This window comes from Geosporobacter subterraneus DSM 17957 (assembly GCF_900142145.1).
In the GTDB taxonomy this organism is placed as follows: domain Bacteria; phylum Bacillota; class Clostridia; order Peptostreptococcales; family Thermotaleaceae; genus Geosporobacter; species Geosporobacter subterraneus.
In genome coordinates, this window is sequence record NZ_FQZV01000021.1 from 37,620 (window position 1) to 59,133 (window position 21,514).

General features: G+C 38.8%; 28 protein-coding genes and 1 riboswitch. Of the genes, 24 read left to right on the plus strand and 4 right to left on the minus strand.

All coding sequences use genetic code 11. The features are described from left to right. Positions 1-11: 11 nt before the first annotated feature. Positions 12-257 carry a hypothetical protein gene (locus BUB56_RS09110; protein WP_110941005.1) on the minus strand — a complete coding sequence of 82 codons (246 nt, stop codon included), beginning with the start codon at positions 255-257 and terminating at the stop codon, positions 12-14. A gap of 236 nt (positions 258-493) precedes the next feature. Here BUB56_RS09110 and BUB56_RS09115 point away from each other — a divergent pair, with 236 nt between their 5' ends. The 3 genes from BUB56_RS09115 (at position 494) to BUB56_RS09125 (ending at position 2,891) form a co-directional block, all read left to right on the plus strand. Continuing rightward, a complete protein-coding gene (locus tag BUB56_RS09115; protein ID WP_110941006.1) occupies positions 494-901 on the plus strand; it encodes a universal stress protein in 408 nt (135 codons plus the stop codon). A gap of 205 nt (positions 902-1,106) precedes the next feature. Then, positions 1,107-2,084 (plus strand): tRNA modification radical SAM protein MnmL/YtqA, encoded by a 978-nt coding sequence (locus BUB56_RS09120; protein WP_110941007.1) that lies wholly within the window; start codon positions 1,107-1,109, stop codon positions 2,082-2,084. 60 nt (positions 2,085-2,144) lie between these two features. Next, positions 2,145-2,891 carry a gamma-glutamyl-gamma-aminobutyrate hydrolase family protein gene (locus BUB56_RS09125; RefSeq protein WP_110941008.1) on the plus strand — a complete coding sequence of 249 codons (747 nt, stop codon included), beginning with the start codon at positions 2,145-2,147 and terminating at the stop codon, positions 2,889-2,891. Positions 2,892-2,924: 33 nt separating this feature from the next. Here the strand turns inward: BUB56_RS09125 and BUB56_RS09130 are convergent, their stop codons facing one another. Next, positions 2,925-3,146, minus strand: a complete 222-nt coding sequence (locus tag BUB56_RS09130; protein WP_110941009.1) for a SelT/SelW/SelH family (seleno)protein — start codon at positions 3,144-3,146, stop codon at positions 2,925-2,927. A gap of 168 nt (positions 3,147-3,314) precedes the next feature. On the opposite strand from BUB56_RS09130, the gene BUB56_RS09135 reads away from it, so the two are divergent. From BUB56_RS09135 to BUB56_RS09165, 7 genes are all read left to right on the plus strand, one after another. Then, positions 3,315-3,998 carry an HAD family hydrolase gene (locus tag BUB56_RS09135; protein ID WP_190014355.1) on the plus strand — a complete coding sequence of 228 codons (684 nt, stop codon included), beginning with the start codon at positions 3,315-3,317 and terminating at the stop codon, positions 3,996-3,998. A 189-nt stretch (positions 3,999-4,187) separates the two neighbouring features. After that, positions 4,188-4,526: a 4a-hydroxytetrahydrobiopterin dehydratase gene (locus BUB56_RS09140; protein ID WP_110941011.1), complete on the plus strand. Its 339-nt coding sequence runs from the start codon at positions 4,188-4,190 to the stop codon at positions 4,524-4,526. 73 nt (positions 4,527-4,599) lie between these two features. After that, positions 4,600-5,394: a hypothetical protein gene (locus BUB56_RS09145; RefSeq protein WP_110941012.1), complete on the plus strand. Its 795-nt coding sequence runs from the start codon at positions 4,600-4,602 to the stop codon at positions 5,392-5,394. A 117-nt stretch (positions 5,395-5,511) separates the two neighbouring features. Continuing rightward, a complete protein-coding gene (locus tag BUB56_RS09150) occupies positions 5,512-6,045 on the plus strand; it encodes a LysM peptidoglycan-binding domain-containing protein (RefSeq protein ID WP_110941013.1) in 534 nt (177 codons plus the stop codon). Positions 6,046-6,318: 273 nt separating this feature from the next. After that, a complete protein-coding gene (locus BUB56_RS09155) occupies positions 6,319-7,596 on the plus strand; it encodes an SLC13 family permease (protein WP_190014357.1) in 1,278 nt (425 codons plus the stop codon). A gap of 202 nt (positions 7,597-7,798) precedes the next feature. After that, a complete protein-coding gene (locus tag BUB56_RS09160; RefSeq protein ID WP_110941015.1) occupies positions 7,799-8,602 on the plus strand; it encodes a GTP diphosphokinase in 804 nt (267 codons plus the stop codon). A gap of 30 nt (positions 8,603-8,632) precedes the next feature. After that, positions 8,633-9,232 carry a coiled-coil domain-containing protein gene (locus tag BUB56_RS09165; RefSeq protein ID WP_110941016.1) on the plus strand — a complete coding sequence of 200 codons (600 nt, stop codon included), beginning with the start codon at positions 8,633-8,635 and terminating at the stop codon, positions 9,230-9,232. Between the two features lie 29 nt (positions 9,233-9,261). On the opposite strand, the gene BUB56_RS09170 is transcribed toward BUB56_RS09165, so the two are convergent. Beyond that, positions 9,262-9,843: a flavin reductase family protein gene (locus BUB56_RS09170; protein WP_110941017.1), complete on the minus strand. Its 582-nt coding sequence runs from the start codon at positions 9,841-9,843 to the stop codon at positions 9,262-9,264. A 106-nt stretch (positions 9,844-9,949) separates the two neighbouring features. On the opposite strand from BUB56_RS09170, the gene BUB56_RS09175 reads away from it, so the two are divergent. From BUB56_RS09175 to BUB56_RS09205, 7 genes are all read left to right on the plus strand, one after another. Next, positions 9,950-10,642, plus strand: coding sequence for a metallophosphoesterase (locus tag BUB56_RS09175; RefSeq protein WP_110941018.1), 693 nt, complete (start codon positions 9,950-9,952; stop codon positions 10,640-10,642). 91 nt (positions 10,643-10,733) lie between these two features. Further along, positions 10,734-11,168 (plus strand): hypothetical protein, encoded by a 435-nt coding sequence (locus BUB56_RS09180; protein ID WP_242946270.1) that lies wholly within the window; start codon positions 10,734-10,736, stop codon positions 11,166-11,168. A 314-nt stretch (positions 11,169-11,482) separates the two neighbouring features. Further along, on the plus strand, positions 11,483-13,711 hold the full coding sequence (gene pflB / locus BUB56_RS09185; protein WP_110941037.1) for a formate C-acetyltransferase: 2,229 nt from the start codon (positions 11,483-11,485) through the stop codon (positions 13,709-13,711). Positions 13,712-13,730: 19 nt separating this feature from the next. Beyond that, entirely contained in the window at positions 13,731-14,462 is a 732-nt protein-coding gene (gene pflA, locus BUB56_RS09190; protein ID WP_110941019.1) for a pyruvate formate-lyase-activating protein, read from the plus strand. Positions 14,463-14,526: 64 nt separating this feature from the next. Beyond that, a complete protein-coding gene (locus BUB56_RS09195; protein ID WP_110941020.1) occupies positions 14,527-15,087 on the plus strand; it encodes a hypothetical protein in 561 nt (186 codons plus the stop codon). 165 nt (positions 15,088-15,252) lie between these two features. Beyond that, the gene (locus BUB56_RS09200) at positions 15,253-15,579 is read left to right on the plus strand and encodes a DUF1904 domain-containing protein (RefSeq protein WP_110941021.1); all 327 of its coding nucleotides are present in this window, start codon (positions 15,253-15,255) and stop codon (positions 15,577-15,579) included. 126 nt (positions 15,580-15,705) lie between these two features. After that, the gene (locus BUB56_RS09205; RefSeq protein WP_110941022.1) at positions 15,706-16,260 is read left to right on the plus strand and encodes a DUF6648 family protein; all 555 of its coding nucleotides are present in this window, start codon (positions 15,706-15,708) and stop codon (positions 16,258-16,260) included. Positions 16,261-16,323: 63 nt separating this feature from the next. Here BUB56_RS09205 and BUB56_RS19390 read toward each other — a convergent pair whose 3' ends face one another. Further along, positions 16,324-16,494, minus strand: coding sequence for a hypothetical protein (locus BUB56_RS19390; RefSeq protein ID WP_190014362.1), 171 nt, complete (start codon positions 16,492-16,494; stop codon positions 16,324-16,326). Between the two features lie 132 nt (positions 16,495-16,626). Here BUB56_RS19390 and thrC point away from each other — a divergent pair, with 132 nt between their 5' ends. The 7 genes from thrC (at position 16,627) to BUB56_RS09240 (ending at position 20,805) form a co-directional block, all read left to right on the plus strand. Next, positions 16,627-17,709, plus strand: a complete 1,083-nt coding sequence (gene thrC / locus BUB56_RS09210; protein WP_110941023.1) for a threonine synthase — start codon at positions 16,627-16,629, stop codon at positions 17,707-17,709. A gap of 27 nt (positions 17,710-17,736) precedes the next feature. Continuing rightward, positions 17,737-18,285, plus strand: a complete 549-nt coding sequence (locus BUB56_RS09215) for a GNAT family N-acetyltransferase (protein WP_110941024.1) — start codon at positions 17,737-17,739, stop codon at positions 18,283-18,285. Between the two features lie 88 nt (positions 18,286-18,373). Then, entirely contained in the window at positions 18,374-19,096 is a 723-nt protein-coding gene (locus BUB56_RS09220; protein ID WP_110941025.1) for a PrsW family intramembrane metalloprotease, read from the plus strand. A 125-nt stretch (positions 19,097-19,221) separates the two neighbouring features. Next, positions 19,222-19,428 carry a spore coat associated protein CotJA gene (locus BUB56_RS09225; protein ID WP_242946271.1) on the plus strand — a complete coding sequence of 69 codons (207 nt, stop codon included), beginning with the start codon at positions 19,222-19,224 and terminating at the stop codon, positions 19,426-19,428. A 23-nt stretch (positions 19,429-19,451) separates the two neighbouring features. Then, positions 19,452-19,709 (plus strand): spore coat protein CotJB, encoded by a 258-nt coding sequence (locus BUB56_RS09230; RefSeq protein ID WP_110941026.1) that lies wholly within the window; start codon positions 19,452-19,454, stop codon positions 19,707-19,709. 14 nt (positions 19,710-19,723) lie between these two features. Beyond that, positions 19,724-20,296, plus strand: a complete 573-nt coding sequence (locus BUB56_RS09235; protein WP_110941027.1) for a manganese catalase family protein — start codon at positions 19,724-19,726, stop codon at positions 20,294-20,296. Between the two features lie 245 nt (positions 20,297-20,541). Continuing rightward, positions 20,542-20,805, plus strand: a complete 264-nt coding sequence (locus BUB56_RS09240; protein ID WP_110941028.1) for a YmaF family protein — start codon at positions 20,542-20,544, stop codon at positions 20,803-20,805. A gap of 355 nt (positions 20,806-21,160) precedes the next feature. Then, positions 21,161-21,247, plus strand: a riboswitch (cyclic di-GMP riboswitch). Positions 21,248-21,514 lie beyond the last annotated feature (267 nt).

Sequence of the window (21,514 nt, forward strand, 5' to 3'; positions counted from 1 at the left end):
TTGGGATCAGCTTATTTTTCTAAGAATTTCTCGCCTAAGTATTTTTTTATTTCCTGGGGATCGCTCTCCTGCGTGATCAAGATTTCCTTTCCACTCTCATCAAAATACACTAGAATTTCAGTGTCCCCTTCTAAGAAGAACTTTGCTACAGTCTCCTCTTTTATTTCGCGGATTTTATTCTTATGATGCTTTTTCTTTTCTAATTCCTTAGTAAAATAATACCCCATCATTTCGACGACTTTTGTATAACGTTTCATGCTCTACCTCCTTAAACAAACATTTTCAATAGATAGTATAGCATATTATTTGTTTCTTACCATAAAATTATAGAGTGGTCTTATGATTTCAAGTATTATGTATAATACATCAATTCTGTAGCAAGGCGTAGCCCATTGTAGTATAATAGAATTGACCCTAGACCACAGAAGATTGAAGAATAAAACACGAAAATCTGGGTATTAAGAAGATGAGTAAAGGTGAAAGGGGCCTCAAAATGAAGAATCCAAAAAATATTATGGTATGTGTAACGCAACAGAAAACATGTGAAAGGCTGATTAAAAGAGGTGCCGAATTAAGGGATGAATTTGATGGCGAATTATTCGTAATTCATGTGGCAAAGGAAGGCTGGAATTTCCTCGGAAAAACAAAAGAAGGCGATGCCTTAGAATACCTGTTTCAAAAATCTAAATCCTACGGCGCCAATCTAACGGTTGTACGTTCCCAGGATGTGCTGGAGACCTTAAAGGACTTAACAGAAAAGCATAATATTGATACAATTGTATTAGGGGAGTCTCAGGAAAATAGCGAAGAAAACAATATTGTAAGTAAGTTGGGAAAACGTTTGCGAGATGAGATCGGTTTTGAAATTGTTCCCGTAAAAATAAAGAAAAAAGTGGTATAGTCTTTGTGCATCCCTATTGGGATGCACTTATTTTATACACCTTATTTATTACAGTCACTAAGAGAGATATCTAAAGGATGAAAGAGAGGTCCCTTAGTGGCATGTATTTTCTACAATCAGATTTAGAGGAAATTTACACAATAGGGATAAGAAGACATGTAAAGCTGATAATAATAGGAAAAACAGCAGCAAGGGGAGAAGTATTATGGAGATGAAGGCTAGATATAGAACCTATTCAGAATATTTAAAAGAGAAATACGGGGAAAAAGTTTATAAAATCCCTTTAAATCTTCCTGTAACCTGCCCGAATAGAGATGGAGTATCCGGTATAAAGGGCTGCATATTTTGCGGAGAAGAAGGAGCTGGTTTTGAAAGTCTGTGTAATAGGGTTTCTGTGGTTGAACAATTGAATCAAAATATAGAATACATACGTAAAAAGTATAAGGCGGAAAAATTTATTGCTTTCTTTCAAAATTTTACGAATACCTATCTGGCTCTTGGAGATTTTAAGCGCTATATGGAAGAAGCTCTTTTAAAGGATGTGGTAGAAATTGCTATTTCTACCCGTCCCGATTGTATTCATGATGATTATCTTCAGTATCTGAAGGATTTGTCTTATCGGGCAAATAAAAATATAACCATTGAATTGGGGCTTCAGAGTGTGAATTATCATACACTGAAAAAAATAAACCGCGGGCATAGTTTGGCTGAATTTATCGATGCAATGCTTAGAATAAAAAAATACGGTTTTTGCAGTTGTGTACATCTCATCCTAAATCTGCCTTGGGACCATGCAGAGGATGTGATTGAGAGCGCAAAAGTGTTGTCTGCTTTAGGTGTTGATCAGGTTAAGCTGCACTCTCTCTATATTGTTAAGGGAACAGAAATGGGCAGGCAGTATGAGAAGGGAGAGTTGACGCTGATAAGTCTTGAGGAATATGTAGATCGCGTTATAAGCTTTCTTGAGTACCTAAATCCAGAAATTGTACTGCAGAGAATTATCGGCAGGGCACCGGAAGAGAACACCCTTTTTTGCAACTGGGGAACCAGCTGGTGGAAGATTAAGGATATGCTCGATGAAAGAATGGAAGCTTTAGACAGCTACCAGGGAAAAAAGTTCGATTATCTAAACGGAAAAGCTGTAAAGCATTTTATCATGGATGATGAAGGAAAGAAGGATTAAGCTGAGATAAATAGAATATTCAAAGTACTTAAGCATTTATGACACAAAGGGGGAAAATAGATGAGACCTATTATCGGTATTTGTACCAACCATTCGACCAATGAAAATATTGGTATAATGACGGAGCTTGGTTTTGCAGGACAGGATTGGCAGCTGCTGGCTGGCGATTATATCCGTGCCATCGAAAGGGCAGGGGGCATCCCTGTCATTATACCAATTGTAGAAGATCCCCAAACCCTAGAACCCATCTTAGGGAGGTTGGATGGGATACTATTCTCCGGTGGTTCTGATATTGATCCACAGTATTATGGAGAATTGCCACGGTATGGATTGGGAAAGACTAACCCGGTCCGGGATGCTCAGGAGGTTGCATTAGCAAAAAAAGTGCTATATGAAATGAATTTACCTGTATTAGGAATCTGTAGGGGGATACAACTGTTAACGGTAGCTTCAGGCGGAACCCTTTATCAGGATTTAAAAAGCCAACGGCCAGAGGGCTTTAACCATACATTAAATATCGCGCCTAAATACCATCCAACCCACCCTGTGGATATACAGCCAGGCAGCAGGCTCTATGAAATATTCGGCAAAGAACGGATGGGCGTTAATGGATTCAACCATCAGGCAGTTAAGAAATTAGGCAAGGATTTCAAAGGGACCATGCTGGCACCGGATGGTCTGATAGAAGGGATGGAGCTTGTGGGGGAGCGATTTGTAATAGGCCTTCAGTGGCATCCGGAAATGATGATCGACAAATATCCGGAATACCTATCGATTTTTAAAGCTTTTGTAGCATCCTGCAAGTAAAAAATGCTATAAAAAGGCGGGTAGAACGCCTTCCTATAGCATTTTTTCTATTTCACCGGTATCAGGAAATCTTCCCAGTTCCTTTTTAGAGAACAACAGATTTTCTCCTAATGTTACTTCAAAAACTCCCCCAGAGGAAGGAATCAATTCCAAGGATTCAATCTTGTTTTTAAAAGTGTTTAAAATACTTTCAGCCAAACCTATGGCTTTTGGCAGATAACCTCAGCCGGTGCAGTATTCAATTCTTAACTTCATTTATACTCCTCCTTCAATGTTTTCTCATCTATAGATTACCCCTATAGATGACACGCTAATCATAGATTATATTTATTATTCTCGTCTATGAAAATAATACAAGGAAATATTCCCGAAAATGATATAATAAATTATTAAAGGAAATAGATGCAACGGGAGGTTTTTGTATTGCAAAATACGCTACTCATTTGGGATATTGATGGGACTTTGATCCACAGCAACGGCTGTGGCAGAAGAGCAATGGATAGAGCCTTTTTTCAGCTGTTTGGTATAAAAGACGGATTTCAAGACATAGAAATGTCAGGGCGCTTGGATGCATGGATTGTGAGAGATGCCCTGTCCCTCCACCATATCAGGGGCTTTGACTTAGATCTGTTTTTTGATACCTACTGTAAAATATTAGCAGAAGAAATGAGTAGTATCAATGCTGCTGTTTCCATCGGAGGGATAAATGACTTTTTTCAACAATCAAAAGCATTTTCTCATGTATACCATGCCTTAGGTACAGGGAACATTGAGCGAGGGGCACGGATTAAGCTGGCACCCCAAGGCTTGAATCCATATCTGCCAGTAGGCGGTTTTGGGGATGCTGCTCTGGAACGATGGCAAATCATTGAACAAGCTATTGATAGAAGCAAAGATTATTATAAGGTTTCCTTTCAGACGGAAAATATCTATGTGATCGGGGATACTCCTTTAGATATAGGATGTGGAAAGGCAATCGGCGTGAAAACCATAGCTGTAGCTACAGGCAGTCATGATATAGAGGAACTAAGAAAACATGAGCCCGATTATTTATTTGCAAACTTAGGAAGCCAGTCAGGCTTTCTACACATATTGGAGGCCAGATGATTCCAAGGATAAAGAGCAAGCTGCTTCACCAAAGCCAGCTTGCTCTTTATCCTTGGAACTGTTTATGAATGAAAATCCGAGGGTATTTTTAATTCTATAGATAGAATTCTTTAGTAACTGTCTTCATATGGATATAGAAAAAATAGGTTTACTAAAGGGATAAATAAACATTTATGAGGAGGGATTAGAATGAGTGAGCTGGCATCGAAACAATGCATTCCCTGCACGATAGGCACACCGCCATTAAGGGGAGAGGAACTAAAAGAATTTCACAGGCAGCTGGATATTGGCTGGCAAGTTGTTGATGAACACCACATTCAGCGCGAGTTTAACTTTAAAAATTTCCGGCAGGCTTTAGATTTTACAAATCAGATCGGAGAGCTGGCTGAAGCTCAAGGGCACCATCCTGATATTTATCTTAGTTGGGGGAAAGTCAGGTTGGTGGTATATACCCACAAAATAGACGGATTATCAGAAAGCGATTTTGTTTTTGCAGCGAAGGTAGATCTAATGAATAAACCTGTATAGATTGACACGGAAGATGTACCTTTTTCTACTCCATTTCATATTATGGAAGTGAATAGAAAAAGGAGGTGTTCCGATGAATGATTATTCCTATGGCTATAATATGTATCCCTATACTTACTATGGTGGATACATGCCCGGTTATATATACCCGCAGGCTATTGTTCCTCAAACTGAGGACATGAAGATCCTGGCAGAGCAGTCTGATGAAGTAAAGGCGGAATATCAAATCAACAACCTTACAAAACAGGTTCAAACAGAGTTTGTAAGCTTTCAAAGCCAATTAGAGAACTTTGGCATAGATAGAAACACAGCAGCTTTTTTAATTCGTTTTGTAGTAACCTTTACAATAAACAACGAAGCGAAATATAGTGGAAATATAGCACAAAAGGCATCTGCTTTATACAGAGAGCTTAGAAATCAACATTCATGGGTTATCATGATGATGCGGAATTATGGCATCCCTATGCCGCAAATCCCAAGGTTGCTGACAGCGCTCATTGAATTTGTGTTGACCAGAATGGCAGGACCCGTTAGACCGCCAGAGTCTATTGAACAAAGATCCATTAGGATCACGAATTTGATAAGGGAACAAACCACTATATTTGCAGAGTTAGACCGTTATGGCGTAACTGCCAGCATAGCCAATTCTATGGTAAGAGCCATTGTGTTATTCACATTAAAAAATAGCACTGCTGGTGAACCACCTAGAAACATTCGAAGAAGAGCTGAAGAAATCTATAGGCTGCTGGAGGTTTCTAATCTAAATATTATCAGCGAACTGCAGGGATACAGCATCCCCAACAAACAGATGGGGGAAATCGTAAGGACGATCATCATTATTACCCTTAGAGACTTTTACACAACTTAGAGAAAGGGGCATATAAGCCTGAATGATTAGGTCATTCAGGTTTTATTGCGAGGACCAAAGAACATAACCGGAACTTTAGAATATACTTATAGTAAACGAAATTTGCGAGGTGAAAATATGTATAATGCCAATAACATACAATGCCCCCCGGGAACAATATCCTACGTGATACGGGGAGGAGATACCTACTATAATCTTGCGCAAAGATATAACACCAGCATACCAGCCCTTGTTTCAGCAAATCCCTTTGTAGATCCAAATCGGTTAATGATTGGCCAAAGCATTTGCATACCCAGACAGCAGATTTACCCAGCCTGTCCTGAAGGAAATTATTATACAATAAAGCAAGGTGACACATTATCTGCAATTGCACTTTTCTTTAACGTCTCCTTAGATGATTTAATAGAAGCAAATCCGGCAATAGATCCGGACCGTTTGGCTGTCGGGCAAATCATATGTATTCCGCTGGCAACGCCGCCGGTTCAATGCCCGCCGAACACTACCGAATATACGGTAGAAAGGGGAGATACCTTCTATCGCATTGCGAGAAGATATAATATAACCGTTGAGGCTCTGGCAGAATCAAATCCAAGAATCAATCCCTATGCTCTGCTCATCGGGCAAAAACTATGTATACCAAATTCTCAATAAATATAAAAAGCATAAAAAAATTCTTCATAGAACTATGAGGAATTTTTTTTATGAAAAACGCTAATGATTAATCTATAAAGACCAGGTAAAGCGAAGTTCACGTACATACTTTCATTGAAATAAGTTTAAAATAATACCAGTATCCCAAAAATGAAGGATTCACCATAAGAAAATGGCACGAAAGGCAAAAATCGCTATGTATTTAAAAATTCATGAAAATATGAAGTGGCAGAACCTGTGAAAAGAAATACAAAAGGAAAGAGAGGAATAAAAATGATAGCAATTGTATCATTGCTCGCATTAATCATTGCGATATTTATTGGTTTCAAAAGAGGTATCAATACAGGGTTGGTTAGTATTACAGGTGCCTATATTTTAGGATTCTTTGTAACGGAGCTGAATGAGAAAACACAGCAGGCCGTTCCTCTTTCAGACCCCGCTGGTAAGTTTAAAACACTGGTTAACGGATGGCCTAACTCCTTATTCTTCATCTTACTAGGGGTTACATTATTATTCAGTGTAGCGAAGGTAAATGGAACACTGGCACTGTTAGCGAGAAAAAGTGCCAGATTATCCGGTGGAAATAAGAAATTAATACCCATCATATTCTTTATATTAGCTACAATCATAGCAGCCATTGGGCCGGGAAATATTGCAGTTTGTGCATTGCTGCTTCCGATTGCAATGAGTATTTCTTCAGAAGAACATATTAGTCACCTGCTGATGGCAGGGATGGTTATTGCAGGCTCAAATGCAGGAGGTCTATCGCCTTTGGCCCCTACAGGGATTATCGCAGGAACCCTTTCTGCCGGCATTGGATTGGAAAATGTAGGGATGAGCATCTTTTACAATATGGTGATCGCACAGCTGTTGATTGCTCTCGTGCTGTACATCATCTTAGGAGGATACAAGCTTGCCTCTAAAACAGAAACAACGAGGACTGCCTTAGAGGCCTTTAATAATAAGCAAATGCTGACCATTGCCGTAATCTTACTGGTGGTTGTCGCTGTTATTGTTTTTAAAGCCCATTTAGGTTTTGCAGGATTTGTTGGTGCTACATTGCTGCTGTTGCTTCATGCAGCAGAGGAAAAGGATGCGATTTACAATGTTCCATGGTCTACATTGCTGCTGGTTTGTGGTGTAGGGGTTCTAGTAAATGTAGTAAGCCTTGCCGGGGGAATCACTACCTTGACAGATGCCCTTTCTGCCTTTATGACCGGTAGAACCGCAGCGCCTATCATGACGATCATCGGTGGTCTTATGTCTGCTGTTTCATCGGCTTCAGGAGTAGTAATGCCTACGCTGATACCAGCTGTACCCGGGTTAATTGAAAATCTGGGAGCTAATATTGCACCAACAACCTTGGTATCCGCTATTATTCTTGGGGCCCATGTGGTAACCAATTCCCCGTTATCTACACTAGGAGCATTGGCAATGGCTTCTGCAGGTGATGATGTAGATAAGGGAAGATTATTTAGAGATCTGTTGATATTAGGATTTGCAGGTATTTTATTTGGCGCACTGATTGTTTATCTGGGTATAGTAAGATAAACTGTGTAGATTACAGTTTAAGGATTAGCATTAACCAGCAATAGGATGATAGAGCTCCCCAATTCATTCATCAAAAGTCTTCCTCTAAAGCTTAGAAGAAGACTTTTTTCTTATCAAAATTGGTTTTGCTCCAAAACTTGTTATCAATTATCAAAAAAAATGGTAAAATAGTATTTGGAATATGGAGTAGGAGGGGATCAAATTGCAAATCCGACAATGGAACAAAATATTAATTCCCTATGAGCAAGCTGTGGAAGAGTTAAAAGTTAAGTTCAAAGGAATTCGGAACGAATTAAGGGAAATTAATGAGTATTCCCCTATAGAGTTTGTAACTGGCCGGGTGAAGAAGGTATCCAGCATTATTGAAAAAGCAAAAAAATACAATGTACCTGACGATCAGATTGAGGAAAAGATCGAAGACATTGCGGGTATTCGGATTATGTGCCAGTTTGTTGATGATATTTATAGAGTGATTGATCTTATACGGCAAAGAGATGGTAAGGATTTGAAAATCGTATATGAAAAAGACTATTTACATAATCAAAAAGAAAGCGGATATAGGAGTTATCATGTCATTATTCAATATCCTGTTCAAACAGCCTATGGAGAGAAGGAAATATTAGCAGAAATTCAAGTTAGAACCTTGGCCATGAATTTTTGGGCTACGATTGAGCACTCCCTGCACTATAAATATAAAGAAAATATCCCCGAGAAAATCAGAGAACGTTTAAAAAAAGCGGCAGAGGCTGCCCATCGGTTAGATGAAGAAATGTGGGAAATACGAGATGAGGTTATCAATGCACAAAAGCTCTTTGAAGTCAAGTCTAATACGGTTTCCAGCATTGTAAACAATATCCAGCTGCTGAACTTGATTGGCAGAAAGGGTGAGGCAAGAGAATTTCAGGAGAAATTTGAGGCCCTGTGGGAAAAGGGAAATGTAGGTGACTTAAAGGAGCTGCTTCATACCATTAAGTATGTAGTAGCAAGATATCAGGCCTTCGACTAATTGAATCTGAACTGCGTAGGGGGAAAACAAATGAAAAAAATAGCTTCACTTTTTATCTGTGGGATTATGGTTGCAATGCTGTCAGGATGTAATAGCGCTAAGATTGACCAATTAAATGATCAGGTTATACAGCTGCAGCAGGAAAAAGAGCAGGTGCTGCAGGAAAAGAATAAGCTGGAGGAAGAACTTGCTGAAAAGGATGAGAATATTAACCGTCTCCACCAAGAGCTTATAGCTTTGGAAACCAAGTATGACCTATCAATCAGGGAGATTCGATTGATTTCTGATGAAATGTATAAAGAAGGCGAAAATGAGGGGAAAATCTACGGTAAGTTTAGCGTAGCCGTAACCGTAAAAAATAATACTGAAGAGGATCTCTCGGATATTAAAACCATAGCAAGGCTAGAAACCAGCTATGCAAACTATCCTAAAGCACAGCCTAAAACTACTGTTACAAAAATGGATACCATAAAGCTTTTAAAGGTCGGAGAAGAAAAAGAAATCTTTTTTTCTGATTTTTCTACCGATCACCCAGAGGTGATACAAGAGTTGATTATTAACATTGTAGATCGTGGTGAAATAACAAAATTAAAAATTCCGAAGGCATTTCCTCCGGGAAGTCAAGACTAGTATTAAGGAGATGGAAATTTTCCACCTCCTTATTTTCTAGAACCCTTTTTCTTTTTTGCAACGGAAAAACCAAAGCCCCCTAGGGATTTTTTAAGTCCATAATACTGTCCATGGGAATAACAGATGGGATTAGATGCGTCCAGATGAAATTTGTTTTTGTTATCCATATAAGCATCATCTACATTTACTGCCAAAACCTTTGCTAAGAACATGTGGTGGGAACCCAGCTTCATTATCTGTTCAACCTGACACTCGATATTTACCGGACTTTCTCCTATAAGAGGAGCTTTTATCTTGCTGGCAGGCTCCGGCGTCAGCTTCATCTCTAAAAATTTATTAACATTTCTGCCGGACTTGATACCGCAGTAATCTGTAGCCTTTACCAATGCCTCAGTAGTCAGGTTGATGACGAATTCTCCTGTCCTTTCAATGATTCCATAGGAATGTCTTTCCGGTCTGAGGGAGATATAAGTCATTGCCGGGTCTGTGCATACAGTACCTGTCCAGGCAATCGTAATAATATTATAGTTTTCTATGCTGTCACCACAGGTCACTAAAACAGCAGGGATAGGGTAAATCATTGTTCCCGGCTTCCAAATTAATTTTGTCAAAACTACCACTCCTAAACAATTTTGATCTGTCTATACTATTGTATCTTAAATCGGAAAAAATACATATAAGAATTAAGAAATTTGAAAACTGCAAGCAGGTGATGCTATGAAAATATATGTAATCGGGGATTTACACTTGAGCGGCAGCGTGGAAAAACCTATGGGTGTATTTGGTCTTCATTGGGAAAACCACCATGAAAAAATTGAATATCATTGGAAAGCACAGGTTAGGGATGAAGATTTAGTGCTAGTCCCGGGGGATATATCCTGGGCTATGCGGCTGGAGGAAGCTATGATTGACCTGCAGTGGATACACCAACTACCGGGTAAAAAGGTACTGTTGAGAGGCAATCATGATTATTGGTGGGGATCTGTTACGAAATTGAATCATCTCTTTCAAAACATGTTCTTTTTGCAAAACAATTCATTTCAATTCGGAGACTATTCTATTTGCGGTACAAGGGGCTGGTTGTGTGCCAATCCATATAAGTTTGATGCGCAAGATGAAAAGGTATATAACCGTGAATTGCAGCGATTAAAGCTATCCCTGGAAAGTACTAAAGGTACGGGAAAAAACAAAATTATTGTAATGACCCATTATCCGCCAACCAATGATAAAATGGAGCCCTCGGGGTTCACAGAAATTTATGAAGCCTACGGTGTTGAAAAGGTAGTATATGGGCATCTCCACGGAAGTGATGGATTCCGGGGTGCCCTGCAAGGAATCCACAAAGGGGTTCAGTACTATTTGACTTCTTGTGATTTCTTGGATTTTAAGCCCTTAAGGATAGTAGAATAAAGGCAAAAAATGCATATTTATAAAGGTCGTAGATTTGACGATATATGTATTGAGGATCAGACTACAAAGAAGTCAGAGGATGCAGAGGTGAATGATGAAACAGCGTAATCAGGCCCATATAGGTACGAAGATCAGAACCTGCAAAAAATGCAAGGATATCATTGCAGAAAATGCATTATATGATTATTGTCCGAAGTGCTTTAAAAGGATTGATGAGGTTTTTAATAAGATCAAAGAATATTTAGCGGAGTATCCTGGAGCAACCTCTTTTGAAATGGAACAAGAGTTGGGGATTCCCTATCATGTTATTAATAATTTTGTGCGGGAGGGACGGTTAGTAGAAATCCCTAATGATTACATTCATATCGAATGTAAGGGTTGCGGGTGTCTTCTTTTGTCCGCTCACCATAAGTATTGTCCGTCTTGTAGAAGTAAGCTGGAAGAAGAGATTGAGAAGGCTAAAAACCAGTTTAAAAAGATAAAAGTTGCAGATAAGGCAAGAATGCATATCCGACATAAAGGTTGATGAACGCATTAACTAAGATTTTGGGGGTATGCAAAAAAAAAGATGATAAAAATAAAATACCGGAAGCATAAACCGGTATTTTTTATTGCGCAATCATGATAATAACAGATTAATATGAAAAAATTATGAAAATAAGTTAACCTATTGATTTTTATGGAAGAATCATGTAAGATTATCCCATAAAGTATACTGTATACATTGAGAAAAAATTTCAATTAGCGTGACTTTGATCACAATAAAGATGAAGTTTTTTTTATATACTAAATTTAATAAAACTTATTAATGAATAGAAATGATTATATAAGGAGTGGATGATCATGGTGTGGAATGGTTTTAAAGCTGGAAAGTGGCAAGAAGAGATCAATGTTAGGGACTTTATCCAGAGTAATTATACACCCTATGAAGGGGATGAAAGCTTTTTAACAGTGCCTACTGAAAAAACCTTAAAGCTATGGGAACAGGTACTTAAATTGTTTGAAGCAGAGAGAAAGAAAAACGGTACCTTGGATGTGGATGCAACAACGATTGCATCTATTGTTTCCCATGGGCCTGGATATATAGACAAAGAATTGGAAACAATTGTTGGATTGCAAACCGATGCACCATTAAAAAGAGCTCTTATGCCCTATGGGGGTTATAAAATGGTAAAGGATGCTTGTGAAGCCTATGGGTATCCAGTAGATCCTCAAATCGAAGAAATCTTTACAAAATATCGAAAAACTCATAATCAAGGGGTATTCGATGTATATACACCGGAAATGAAAATGGCTAGAAAGACCGGTGTAATTACAGGATTGCCAGATGCCTATGGCCGAGGAAGAATAATCGGAGATTATAGAAGAGTAGCACTATATGGAGTTGACCGTTTGATTGCAGATAAAAAAGCACAGTTAGCATCTTTAGAAATGGATGCTATGACGGAAGATGTTATTCGTCTGAGAGAGGAAATTGCAGAACAAATTAAAGCTTTAAAAGAACTGGCACAAATGGCGAAAGACTACGGCTTTGATATTTCCCGGCCTGCAAAGGATACGAAAGAAGCGATTCAGTGGCTTTATTTTGGATATCTTGCTGCTGTTAAGGAGCAAAACGGTGCAGCTATGAGTATCGGCAGAATATCAAGCTTCCTGGATATCTATATGGAACGGGACCTAAATAGCGGCGTTTATACAGAATCTGAGATCCAGGAGATGATGGATCATTTTGTTATGAAGCTTAGGATGGTTCGATTTTTAAGAACACCGGACTATAATGAGCTATTCAGCGGAGATCCCACATGGGTGACAGAGTGTATCGCAGGCATGGGAATTGATGGAAGAACTTTGGTAACAAAAAATTCTTATCGTATGCTGCATACATTATACAATTTAGGTCCGGCTCCAGAACCAAATCTGACCGTACTATGGTCCGTAAATCTGCCGGAAGCTTTCAAAAAGTTCTGTAGTAAAGTATCTATTAAGACATCATCCATTCAGTATGAGAATGACGATCTGATGAGAGAATATTGGGGAGATGATTATGGGATTGCCTGCTGTGTATCTGCAATGCGTATAGGAAAGCAAATGCAGTTTTTCGGAGCGAGAGCAAATCTGGCAAAGGCGCTGCTTTACGCGATCAACGGCGGAGTAGATGAGAAGCTGGGAGAGCAGGTGGGCCCAAAATTCGAACCAATTACCTCCGAATATTTGAATTATGAAGAAGTAATGGAGAAATTTGAGGTTTTAATGGATTGGCTGTCAAAACTGTATGTGAATACTTTAAATGTAATCCACTATATGCATGACAAATATGCTTACGAAAGAATTGAAATGGCTCTTCACGATAGAGATGTACTAAGAACGATGGCTTGCGGAATTGCAGGACTTTCAGTAGTAACTGATGCATTATCTGCTATTAAGCATGCGAAAGTTAAAGTAGTACGTAACGAAGCAGGTTTAGCCGTTGACTATATTGTAGAGGGCGAATACCCTGCCTACGGTAATGATGACCCTAGAGCTGATGAAATCGCCAAGGATATTGTAAAACGATTTATGGATAAATTGAGAAAATGCCCGACCTATAGAAATTCTATACCAACCATGAGTGTATTAACCATTACCTCCAATGTTGTATACGGCAAAAAGACAGGCAATACGCCAGATGGCAGAAAGGCTGGAGAGCCTTTTGCTCCGGGAGCAAATCCAATGCATAAGCGTGACAAAAAGGGTGCGGTCGCATCAATGAATTCTGTAGCTAAATTGCCTTATGAGCACAGCCAGGACGGTATCTCCTATACCTTCTCCATTGTTCCAAAGGCATTAGGCAAGGATACAGATAGACAGGTAGATAACATGGCAGCGTTATTGGACGGATATTTTAGTCAGGATGGACATCATATTAATGTAAATGTATTTGATAAAGAAACATTGTTGGATGCAATGGAGCATCCGGAGAAATATCCTCAGCTAACTGTTCGAGTTTCAGGTTATGCCGTAAACTTCATCAAGCTGACGAGAGAACAGCAGATGGATGTAATTAATCGTACTTTCCACGAAAAAATGTAATTCCCATGGAGTGATAATTATGCCAAGCCAAGCGAGGGTTCATTCAATAGAAACCTGCGGTACAGTGGACGGGCCGGGAATCAGATATATTCTATTTCTGGCCGGGTGTCCCCTGCGCTGCAAATACTGCCATAACTGTGATACCTGGAAGAAGAATGTGGGGGAACTTATGACCGTTGAGGAGATCATAGCCGATGTGATCAAATATAAACCCTATTTTAAATTTTCCAAGGGCGGCATTACGGTATCAGGCGGGGAGCCTACTTTGCAATGGCAGGTATTGGGAGAGCTGTTCAAGCTATGCAAGGCGGAGGAGATCCATACTTGTTTAGATACCTCTGGGTATTGTGATCTTGATAAGGGGGAAGCATTTTTACCCTACACCGATTTGGTATTATTGGATATTAAGCATATTGATAATGAAAAGCATAAGGCCTTAACCGGAGTTGAGAATCATAAAACCTTGGCTTTCGCCAGACATCTTAGGGATAGAAATATTCCCGTATGGATCAGATATGTAGTGGTTCCGGGATATTCCGATGATCCGTTAGATATCGAAAAACTGTGTAGATTTTTAAAGACACTGGATAATATACAGCGGGTAGAACTGCTTCCTTACCATAAAATGGGGATTAGCAAGTGGCAGGAAATGGGCCTTGCCTATGAATTGGAGCATGTAGATCCACCTACTGAGGATCAAATGAAGCGTATCCGAAAAATATTTGAAGAGTATGGAATTCAAACCTATTGACTCCTGTGCAAACAGGAGTTTTTGTGTATAATCTATATAGGTATCTTTACTGGGAGGAAAAAGCATGAGTTATGATAAAATTTATTTAGAAGCTTATAAATATATGGGGGAGAAGGTATTGGAGGAAGATTGTGGGCTCTTATGCAACAGCCATTGCTGCAGGAATAAAACAGAAACAGGTGAGAGAATAGGGATCTACCTCATGCCTCAGGAGTTTGAAAGTGTATATCAAGGAACAGCGCTGGAGCATCGGCTGAAGGTAGAAAGACACAGCAGTAAGATATATTATATTCCTCCTAGGGTAAAGTTTCTGTATTATTTCCATTGTGATAAAGAACAGGGATGTTTTCGGGAACTGCGGCCGATACAATGCAGATCATATCCTTTTGAACCTCATTTAGAGAAGGGAAAATTAACCCTTGTAATTGAAAAAGAGCAAATTCACCACTGCCCGCTTCTAGATCGTCTTCAGGACTTAAGGAAGGACTTTATTAAGGGTATATATAAAGGATGGGAGATTTTGCTGCAGATCCCGGAGGTAAGACTTCTGGTGGAATATGATAGTCAGGAAAGAATCCGATGCAGCAACATACTCCACCAATATCTAATCGATGACTGCCTGTAATGGACTATGGCTCGTAAATCATCTTTACAGTCATACCCCCGTCAATTACCAGGTTGCTGCCGGTAACGATAACAATTTTGCCTGTAAAATCCTGCATATCTAAATCCTCCTCTGTAGTATTTTAAAAATAGGACAAACTATAAATAGATTAAGGAAGGTGAAAAAATGCCGCAAATCAAGTTTAGAGGTGTAGCCGTTGAAAAAGTATGTAACATCAGTAAAGAAATGATTGATGATCTGACGGAAATCATAGGGTGCCCCAGAGACTATTTTACCATAGAACATATTCCCTCTACATTTATTCAGGATGGAGAGATTACAGAAGGGTACCCATTTGTAGAAGTCCTTTGGTTTGATCGGGGCCAGTCCGTCCAGGATAAAACAGCAAGGGTGATAACAGAATATTTGCATCGGGCAGGCTATGAACAAGTAGATCTATTTTTTCAGCCATTGGAGAAGCATAGATACTATGAAAATGGAGAACACTTTTAACCAGCCCTGGGAAATCATAGAATATTATTTGCAGTATACATAATATGAATAGTATAATAGTAGCAAGATTTTATTTTATAGGGGATTTTATGAGATATTTATTAAAAGCGAAATTAGGTGCTAAAAATGGTCTACAGAGTGCAGGAAAATGTTTTCGATAAATTCTTCAAACACAGGGAATCCTTGATCCGCCAGTTTAAAAAAGGTGATATATCCAAACGAGAATTTCTAGAGGAGCACTATAACTTTATTCAACAATTAAACCTAAAACCCTTTGAAAGAAGGATTGATTCTTTCGAAAAGGGCTTATATAACTACCAGTACTTTAATATGCTGGCAAAATACTGTTATATGAAGGCTAAGGATGTTAAGCTTCAGCAAAAACACCCAAGACTTGCGGAAAAATTTCTGGAGGACTCCAATTACTACTATTATCAGAAGGACCGGTCAACTATGAAGCTATTGGAGTTTCTGGATTTTAGAAATATAGAGGCTTATTTTGTAAAAGTGAAATCTCCGGGTTTAAAGGATAAGCTGTTTGAAATTGTTTTGAAGGATTATGAGAATGTAATTTTTCATTCTAAGAGTACTTGGCTTTTAGAGCGCTTGAAGAATGAAGGCGTGTTTTTGGAGGGAAAGAAGAAATCTATTATTGACAGCTACATTAATGAAAAATATTAAGCATTTAAGAGCCCCATGGGTGTTTCAAAATGAGAAGCACCTAAGGGGCTTTCCTTTACTGATTTATACGGTAATGTCTAACTTTTCCGCAGCATCATTTACACACTCGCTGCAAAATCTAGCTCTGTTATTTACCAGATTTAAGCCCTTTGTAGCAGCATGCTTTTTATCACTACGGATTAACTCACTGAGATAGCCATTTACGTCGGTGTCGTGGTTATTAGGTGTCTTCATAGATTTGAGCCTCCTTTAGCAATATATTTTAGTATTTGCTTTTATAATCAGAATTAGTCTATAGAGCAGGATTTTTCACAGGAAGGTGGAAATAATGAATGTAACCTTTAAATCCAAGAAGGATGTGATCTTGTGGCAAAATATAAATGCATAAGCTGTGAAAACATCTGCGAAATATCTGCAGATCATTGGAAATGTGAATGCGGAGGACTTTTTGACGTAGTCTATGATAACTTGACTTTTCAAATTGACACAGATAATCCATCCCTTTGGAGATATAAAGCCATGCTGCCCATCGAACATATGGAAAACATCGTTGATTTCCAGGAGGGTATGACACCGTTGATACAAAGAGAATTAGCCGGTAAATCTATATATATTAAGCTCGATTTTATGTTTCCTACCGGCTCCTTTAAGGATCGGGGTGCAGCTGTGCTGGTAAGCAAAATGAAGGAAATGGGTATTAAAGACGTAGTAGAAGATTCTTCAGGGAATGCGGGAGCTTCTATAGCAGGATACTGTGCAGCAGCCCAAATCAAATGCAGCATCTATTTGCCTGCTGCAACTTCTGAGAACAAGATTAAGCAAATAGCTGCCTACGGAGCAGAGATCGTAAAGATCGAAGGCAGTAGGGATAAAACGGCAGAAGCTGTTTTGTCCGCCGCTGAGCATACCTATTATGCAAGTCACAGCTATAATCCTCTGTTTTTTGAGGGAACAAAAACATTAGCCTTTGAGATTTGGGAACAGTTGGGCCAAAAAGCTCCTGATGCGGTCATTGTGCCCTGTGGCAATGGTACTATGCTGCTAGGTGTATACTATGGCTTTAAGCAATTGGTCGATTTAGGACAGAGTAGAAAAATGCCTAAAATCTATGCAGTACAATCTGCCAACTGTGCACCCCTATACCATGCACACCATAATATGGAGGCAGGTGTTATTTTGCCCACCATCGCCGAGGGAATCAGCGTAGGCACACCTATTCGTAGAGAGCAAATTTTAAAAGCCGTTCAAGAGACTGCAGGGGATTTCATCGTGGTATCCGATGAGGCAGTAAAAGAGGGGCTTCAAACATTATATCAAATGGGAATCTATACAGAGCCTACCTCAGCCACTGTAATAGCAGGCTACCGGCAATTGATGGAACAACGGGTCTTTAGTAGGGAGGATATTTGTGTACTGCCACTCACGGGTAGCGGCCTAAAGAAGGGGTAATGTAAAAAGAATAAGGGGGTAAATCATATGCCGAAGGTTTATGGTAAAAGGATTGTTTTAAGGGAATATCGAAGGGATGATTTTGTACACATAAGGCAGTGGGTAAATAATGCCAACATAACCGATATGCTTTCAGATATATTTTTATTTCCCCATACGGATAAAAACGTAGAGGGATTTTTAGATATGATGCTCACGCCTGGCAATAAAGAAATATGTGGTTTTGTGATTGCAGATAAAGATACGGAGGCGTATATCGGACAAATCGATTTGTTCCAAATAGATTGGAAAAACCGAAAGGCTGTAATGGGAATCATCATTGCAAAAGAAGAAAATCATAGCAAAGGCTATGGAAAAGAAGCCATTGGATTATTGTTAGAATACGCCTTTAACCGTTTAGGACTGAATAAGATTGAACTAACTGTGCGGGCTTATAATGAGAGAGGCATCCGATGTTATGAACAGTGTGGCTTCAAGGTAGAAGGTGTCCTGCGGGAGGATTTTTTTATCCATGGTAAATATACAGATACAATAAAAATGGCCATACTTCAAAGCGAATGGTTTCATAAGGAGTAAAAGAGCAATTGAAAAAAATACCGTTTGTAAATTATACACAATTTACAAATACTAGATATACTGCTTTCAATGAAAGGATGTAGAGTAAATGACAAGATTGTTTATGATTGCCATTGCCCCAGGAATTGCTCTAGCTTTGGCCATATATTTGACAGATCGTTATGACCGGGAGCCTATTCATCTTTTACTAAAGGTATTTGTATTTGGGTGCCTATCGGTAATTCCTACAGCTATTGTAGAGAGATTCCTAATCTCTTTTAATATTTTTGGAGGTGTATTGGGAGCAGCTTACACTGCATTTATCGTAGCAGGCTTTACTGAAGAATATTTTAAAAGAGCTGTGGTACTGCATAATGCTTATTATCACCGTGCATTTAACGAGAAATTAGATGGGATTGTATACGCCGTTTTTTCTGCACTGGGCTTTGCCACTATCGAGAATATCATGTATGTAGTTTTTAGATTTTCTGCTAACCCACAAGTAGGCTTGTTCAGAGGCATATTGTCAGTACCGGCTCATATGCTGTTTGGTGTGACAATGGGTTATTATTTGTCGTTATCCCGATTTGTTCGGAATGAAGAGTTTCGGTCAGTCTATTTGCGTAGATCCTTAATCATGCCTATTCTGCTTCACGGAATCTTTAACTTTATATTGATGGCACAGATTCCAATACTGATGGTCTTGTTTATACCCTTTGTGATTTACCTCTGGTTGATAAATCTGAGAAAACTGGATGAATATGCAGAAGAATCAAAGAGGACTTATGAAACCATGAATCTGCCTTTATATGATGACTTTGACTACAAGTAACAGCCTTTATACAAAAGGCTGTTTTTTCTTGCTTAAAAGCTTTAATTTAAGGAATAGAGTTTCCAATTTCCAAAAACTGAATACTATGGTAGTGCAAGAAAATAATATTAAAGGGGGAAGCACAATTGAAACGCTATGATCCTATGTTTGAAGATGCGGCTCTAAATGAAGAAATAGAAAAGCTTAGAGTCATTCTTGCTAGAGCCTATGTGCCTTATCAATGCTATTTCGTCAAATATCCGCTGCCGGTAGCCTTGGAGGTAGGAACGCTGTTCCCAGAGCTGGTAAAACCATGGCCGCCTTTTTATTATGATCCTGTAGTCGGAAGTTAGCTGTAATATAAGGGGGAAAATTTATGGAAAAAGAAAGAGTAGAAATGCTCAGAAGAATACAGGAAGTAGAGTTTGCCTGTATTGACTTGAATTTGTACTTGGATACTCATCCCACAGACCAAAGAGCGTTAATGGAGTTTAACAGCTATAGCCAACAATTGATGATGATGAAAAGACAATTTGAGAGCGTATATGGTCCGATGACCAATTTTGGTTTTTCTCAGAGTCAGTATCCGTGGGCTTGGCTGGAAGATCCGTGGCCATGGGAAATTGAGTACTAAAGGGGGGAATATGTATGTGGATCTATGAAAAAAAGCTTGAATATCCTGTGAAGGTATCCTGTCCTGATCCAAGAATGGCAAAATATATCATGACACAGCTAGGCGGGCCCGACGGGGAATTATCCGCTGCTATTAGATATTTGAATCAAAGATTTACAATGCCCACAAATATGGCGAAGGCCTTACTAACTGATATCGGCACAGAAGAGATGGCTCATGTAGAAATGATCCAGACAATGATCTATATGCTGATGAAAAATACAACAGTAGAAGAAATCAAAGAGGCTGGTCTCGGCGGATACTATGCGATCCGGGACAAAGCCATCTATCCTGCTGATTCTGTAGGGAATCCATGGACAGCAGCCTATATTCAATCCATAGGGGATGTAATCGCAGATTTACATGAGGATTTGGCCGCAGAGCAGAAAGCAAGAGCGGTATATGAGCACTTATTGAGCCTAACCGATGACCCGCTGCTCAAGGATGGACTTCGTTTCTTGAGAGAGCGTGAAGTTGTGCATTTCCAAAGATTTGGCGAAGCACTGCGCAATGTAGAGGAGTATAGTATAAGGAAAAAACATTTCTAAGAGCCGGGAAATCCCGGCTTTTTATCTGCACTTTATTTGATAAGCAATGAAGTATATCCTATGCAATCCCTGTTATTCTCTTCATAGTAGAGAATAAATCCTTTTTCCAGTAGATAAGCACGTACTCTTTATGAATTACTTCTATATTAACTTTTTGGGATTCTATAAGTTTTATACACACTAGCTGCAGATGGGAATATAATAAATCAGGACGAGAAAGAAGCAATGCAAGGAGGTGGAATACTATGTATAATCCAATAGAAGGTTGCCAATTTAGCCACATTCATGAGTATAGAGGCACTACTACCGTAGATGATCAGCATACCCATAACTATTATGGATATACTGGTGGAGCAATTCCATCAGCTGGTAGTCATGTACATTATTATCAAGGAAGGACTACTGTGGATGATCGACACAGCCATGAGTACGGGGGATACACCGGTCCGTTTTACATATACTCAAGTAAATTGGTGATATTTGTTTCTTATAGAAGAAAGAAATCCTAGAGGATTCTAGGATTCTTTTGTCAAACTGATTAAAAATTTGCCATAAGAAGAATTTTGAGTTGTTTTGTAATATTCTATCGAAAAATGCAAAATCCTCCTGAAGTCCTAATAATTTTTAGTGCTTTTTAGTTTATATTTACTGCATATCAGGTATTAGTGATAATTATAGTAAGTATTTCAATAAGAAAAATTTACAGATTTCAGCAGTATTTTACAAATCAGGAAGGAGTTTATGAATTTTTATAGAATAGTACAAAAATCCCAATTTAAATAATGCTACAGAACTAGTAGCCAGTGGACAGACTAGATCTGTTGATATTCAATTTTAAAGTAGGATAACGCAAAACTTTATAGCTACTGATAAAGGCAAACCTACTGAAAGGTAGGGACGCAAAGCCATGGGTCTAAGGGGCAAGGGTTCTATGACTGCCAGGTTGCCAGCAAATATTGGTCAATAGTATATGGATTCATTAACATTTAGCATTATAGATTTACATATACGGATACATTATATTCAGGCACCTGTGGAGACATAGGTGTTTTTATTTTTAATATAAATTTAAAAAGAGAGGTGAAACACGTAGTATAGAATTTACTGCGAAAATCAATAAGATTAGCTAAGCTGGATAACTATTTAAAAGGGATCCATCTTTTACCGGAGTTGAACTGGGAACCAGTCAGTTTGCAGGTAGGAAGAAATGTCAAAGGA

Bases quoted from the DNA above. Each gene is read 5' to 3' on its own strand.
- BUB56_RS09110 (WP_110941005.1), bottom strand. From the start codon at position 257: ATGAAACGTTATACAAAAGTCGTCGAAATGATGGGGTATTATTTTACT.
- BUB56_RS09115 (WP_110941006.1), top strand. From the start codon at position 494: ATGAAGAATCCAAAAAATATTATGGTATGTGTAACGCAACAGAAAACA.
- BUB56_RS09120 (WP_110941007.1), top strand. From the start codon at position 1,107: ATGGAGATGAAGGCTAGATATAGAACCTATTCAGAATATTTAAAAGAG.
- BUB56_RS09125 (WP_110941008.1), top strand. From the start codon at position 2,145: ATGAGACCTATTATCGGTATTTGTACCAACCATTCGACCAATGAAAAT.
- BUB56_RS09140 (WP_110941011.1), top strand. From the start codon at position 4,188: ATGAGTGAGCTGGCATCGAAACAATGCATTCCCTGCACGATAGGCACA.
- BUB56_RS09145 (WP_110941012.1), top strand. From the start codon at position 4,600: ATGAATGATTATTCCTATGGCTATAATATGTATCCCTATACTTACTAT.
- BUB56_RS09150 (WP_110941013.1), top strand. From the start codon at position 5,512: ATGTATAATGCCAATAACATACAATGCCCCCCGGGAACAATATCCTAC.
- BUB56_RS09155 (WP_190014357.1), top strand. From the start codon at position 6,319: ATGATAGCAATTGTATCATTGCTCGCATTAATCATTGCGATATTTATT.
- BUB56_RS09165 (WP_110941016.1), top strand. From the start codon at position 8,633: ATGAAAAAAATAGCTTCACTTTTTATCTGTGGGATTATGGTTGCAATG.
- BUB56_RS09175 (WP_110941018.1), top strand. From the start codon at position 9,950: ATGAAAATATATGTAATCGGGGATTTACACTTGAGCGGCAGCGTGGAA.
- BUB56_RS09180 (WP_242946270.1), top strand. From the start codon at position 10,734: ATGATGAAACAGCGTAATCAGGCCCATATAGGTACGAAGATCAGAACC.
- pflA (WP_110941019.1), top strand. From the start codon at position 13,731: ATGCCAAGCCAAGCGAGGGTTCATTCAATAGAAACCTGCGGTACAGTG.
- BUB56_RS09195 (WP_110941020.1), top strand. From the start codon at position 14,527: ATGAGTTATGATAAAATTTATTTAGAAGCTTATAAATATATGGGGGAG.
- BUB56_RS09200 (WP_110941021.1), top strand. From the start codon at position 15,253: ATGCCGCAAATCAAGTTTAGAGGTGTAGCCGTTGAAAAAGTATGTAAC.
- BUB56_RS09205 (WP_110941022.1), top strand. From the start codon at position 15,706: ATGGTCTACAGAGTGCAGGAAAATGTTTTCGATAAATTCTTCAAACAC.
- BUB56_RS19390 (WP_190014362.1), bottom strand. From the start codon at position 16,494: ATGAAGACACCTAATAACCACGACACCGACGTAAATGGCTATCTCAGT.
- BUB56_RS09215 (WP_110941024.1), top strand. From the start codon at position 17,737: ATGCCGAAGGTTTATGGTAAAAGGATTGTTTTAAGGGAATATCGAAGG.
- BUB56_RS09220 (WP_110941025.1), top strand. From the start codon at position 18,374: ATGACAAGATTGTTTATGATTGCCATTGCCCCAGGAATTGCTCTAGCT.
- BUB56_RS09230 (WP_110941026.1), top strand. From the start codon at position 19,452: ATGGAAAAAGAAAGAGTAGAAATGCTCAGAAGAATACAGGAAGTAGAG.
- BUB56_RS09235 (WP_110941027.1), top strand. From the start codon at position 19,724: ATGTGGATCTATGAAAAAAAGCTTGAATATCCTGTGAAGGTATCCTGT.
- BUB56_RS09240 (WP_110941028.1), top strand. From the start codon at position 20,542: ATGTATAATCCAATAGAAGGTTGCCAATTTAGCCACATTCATGAGTAT.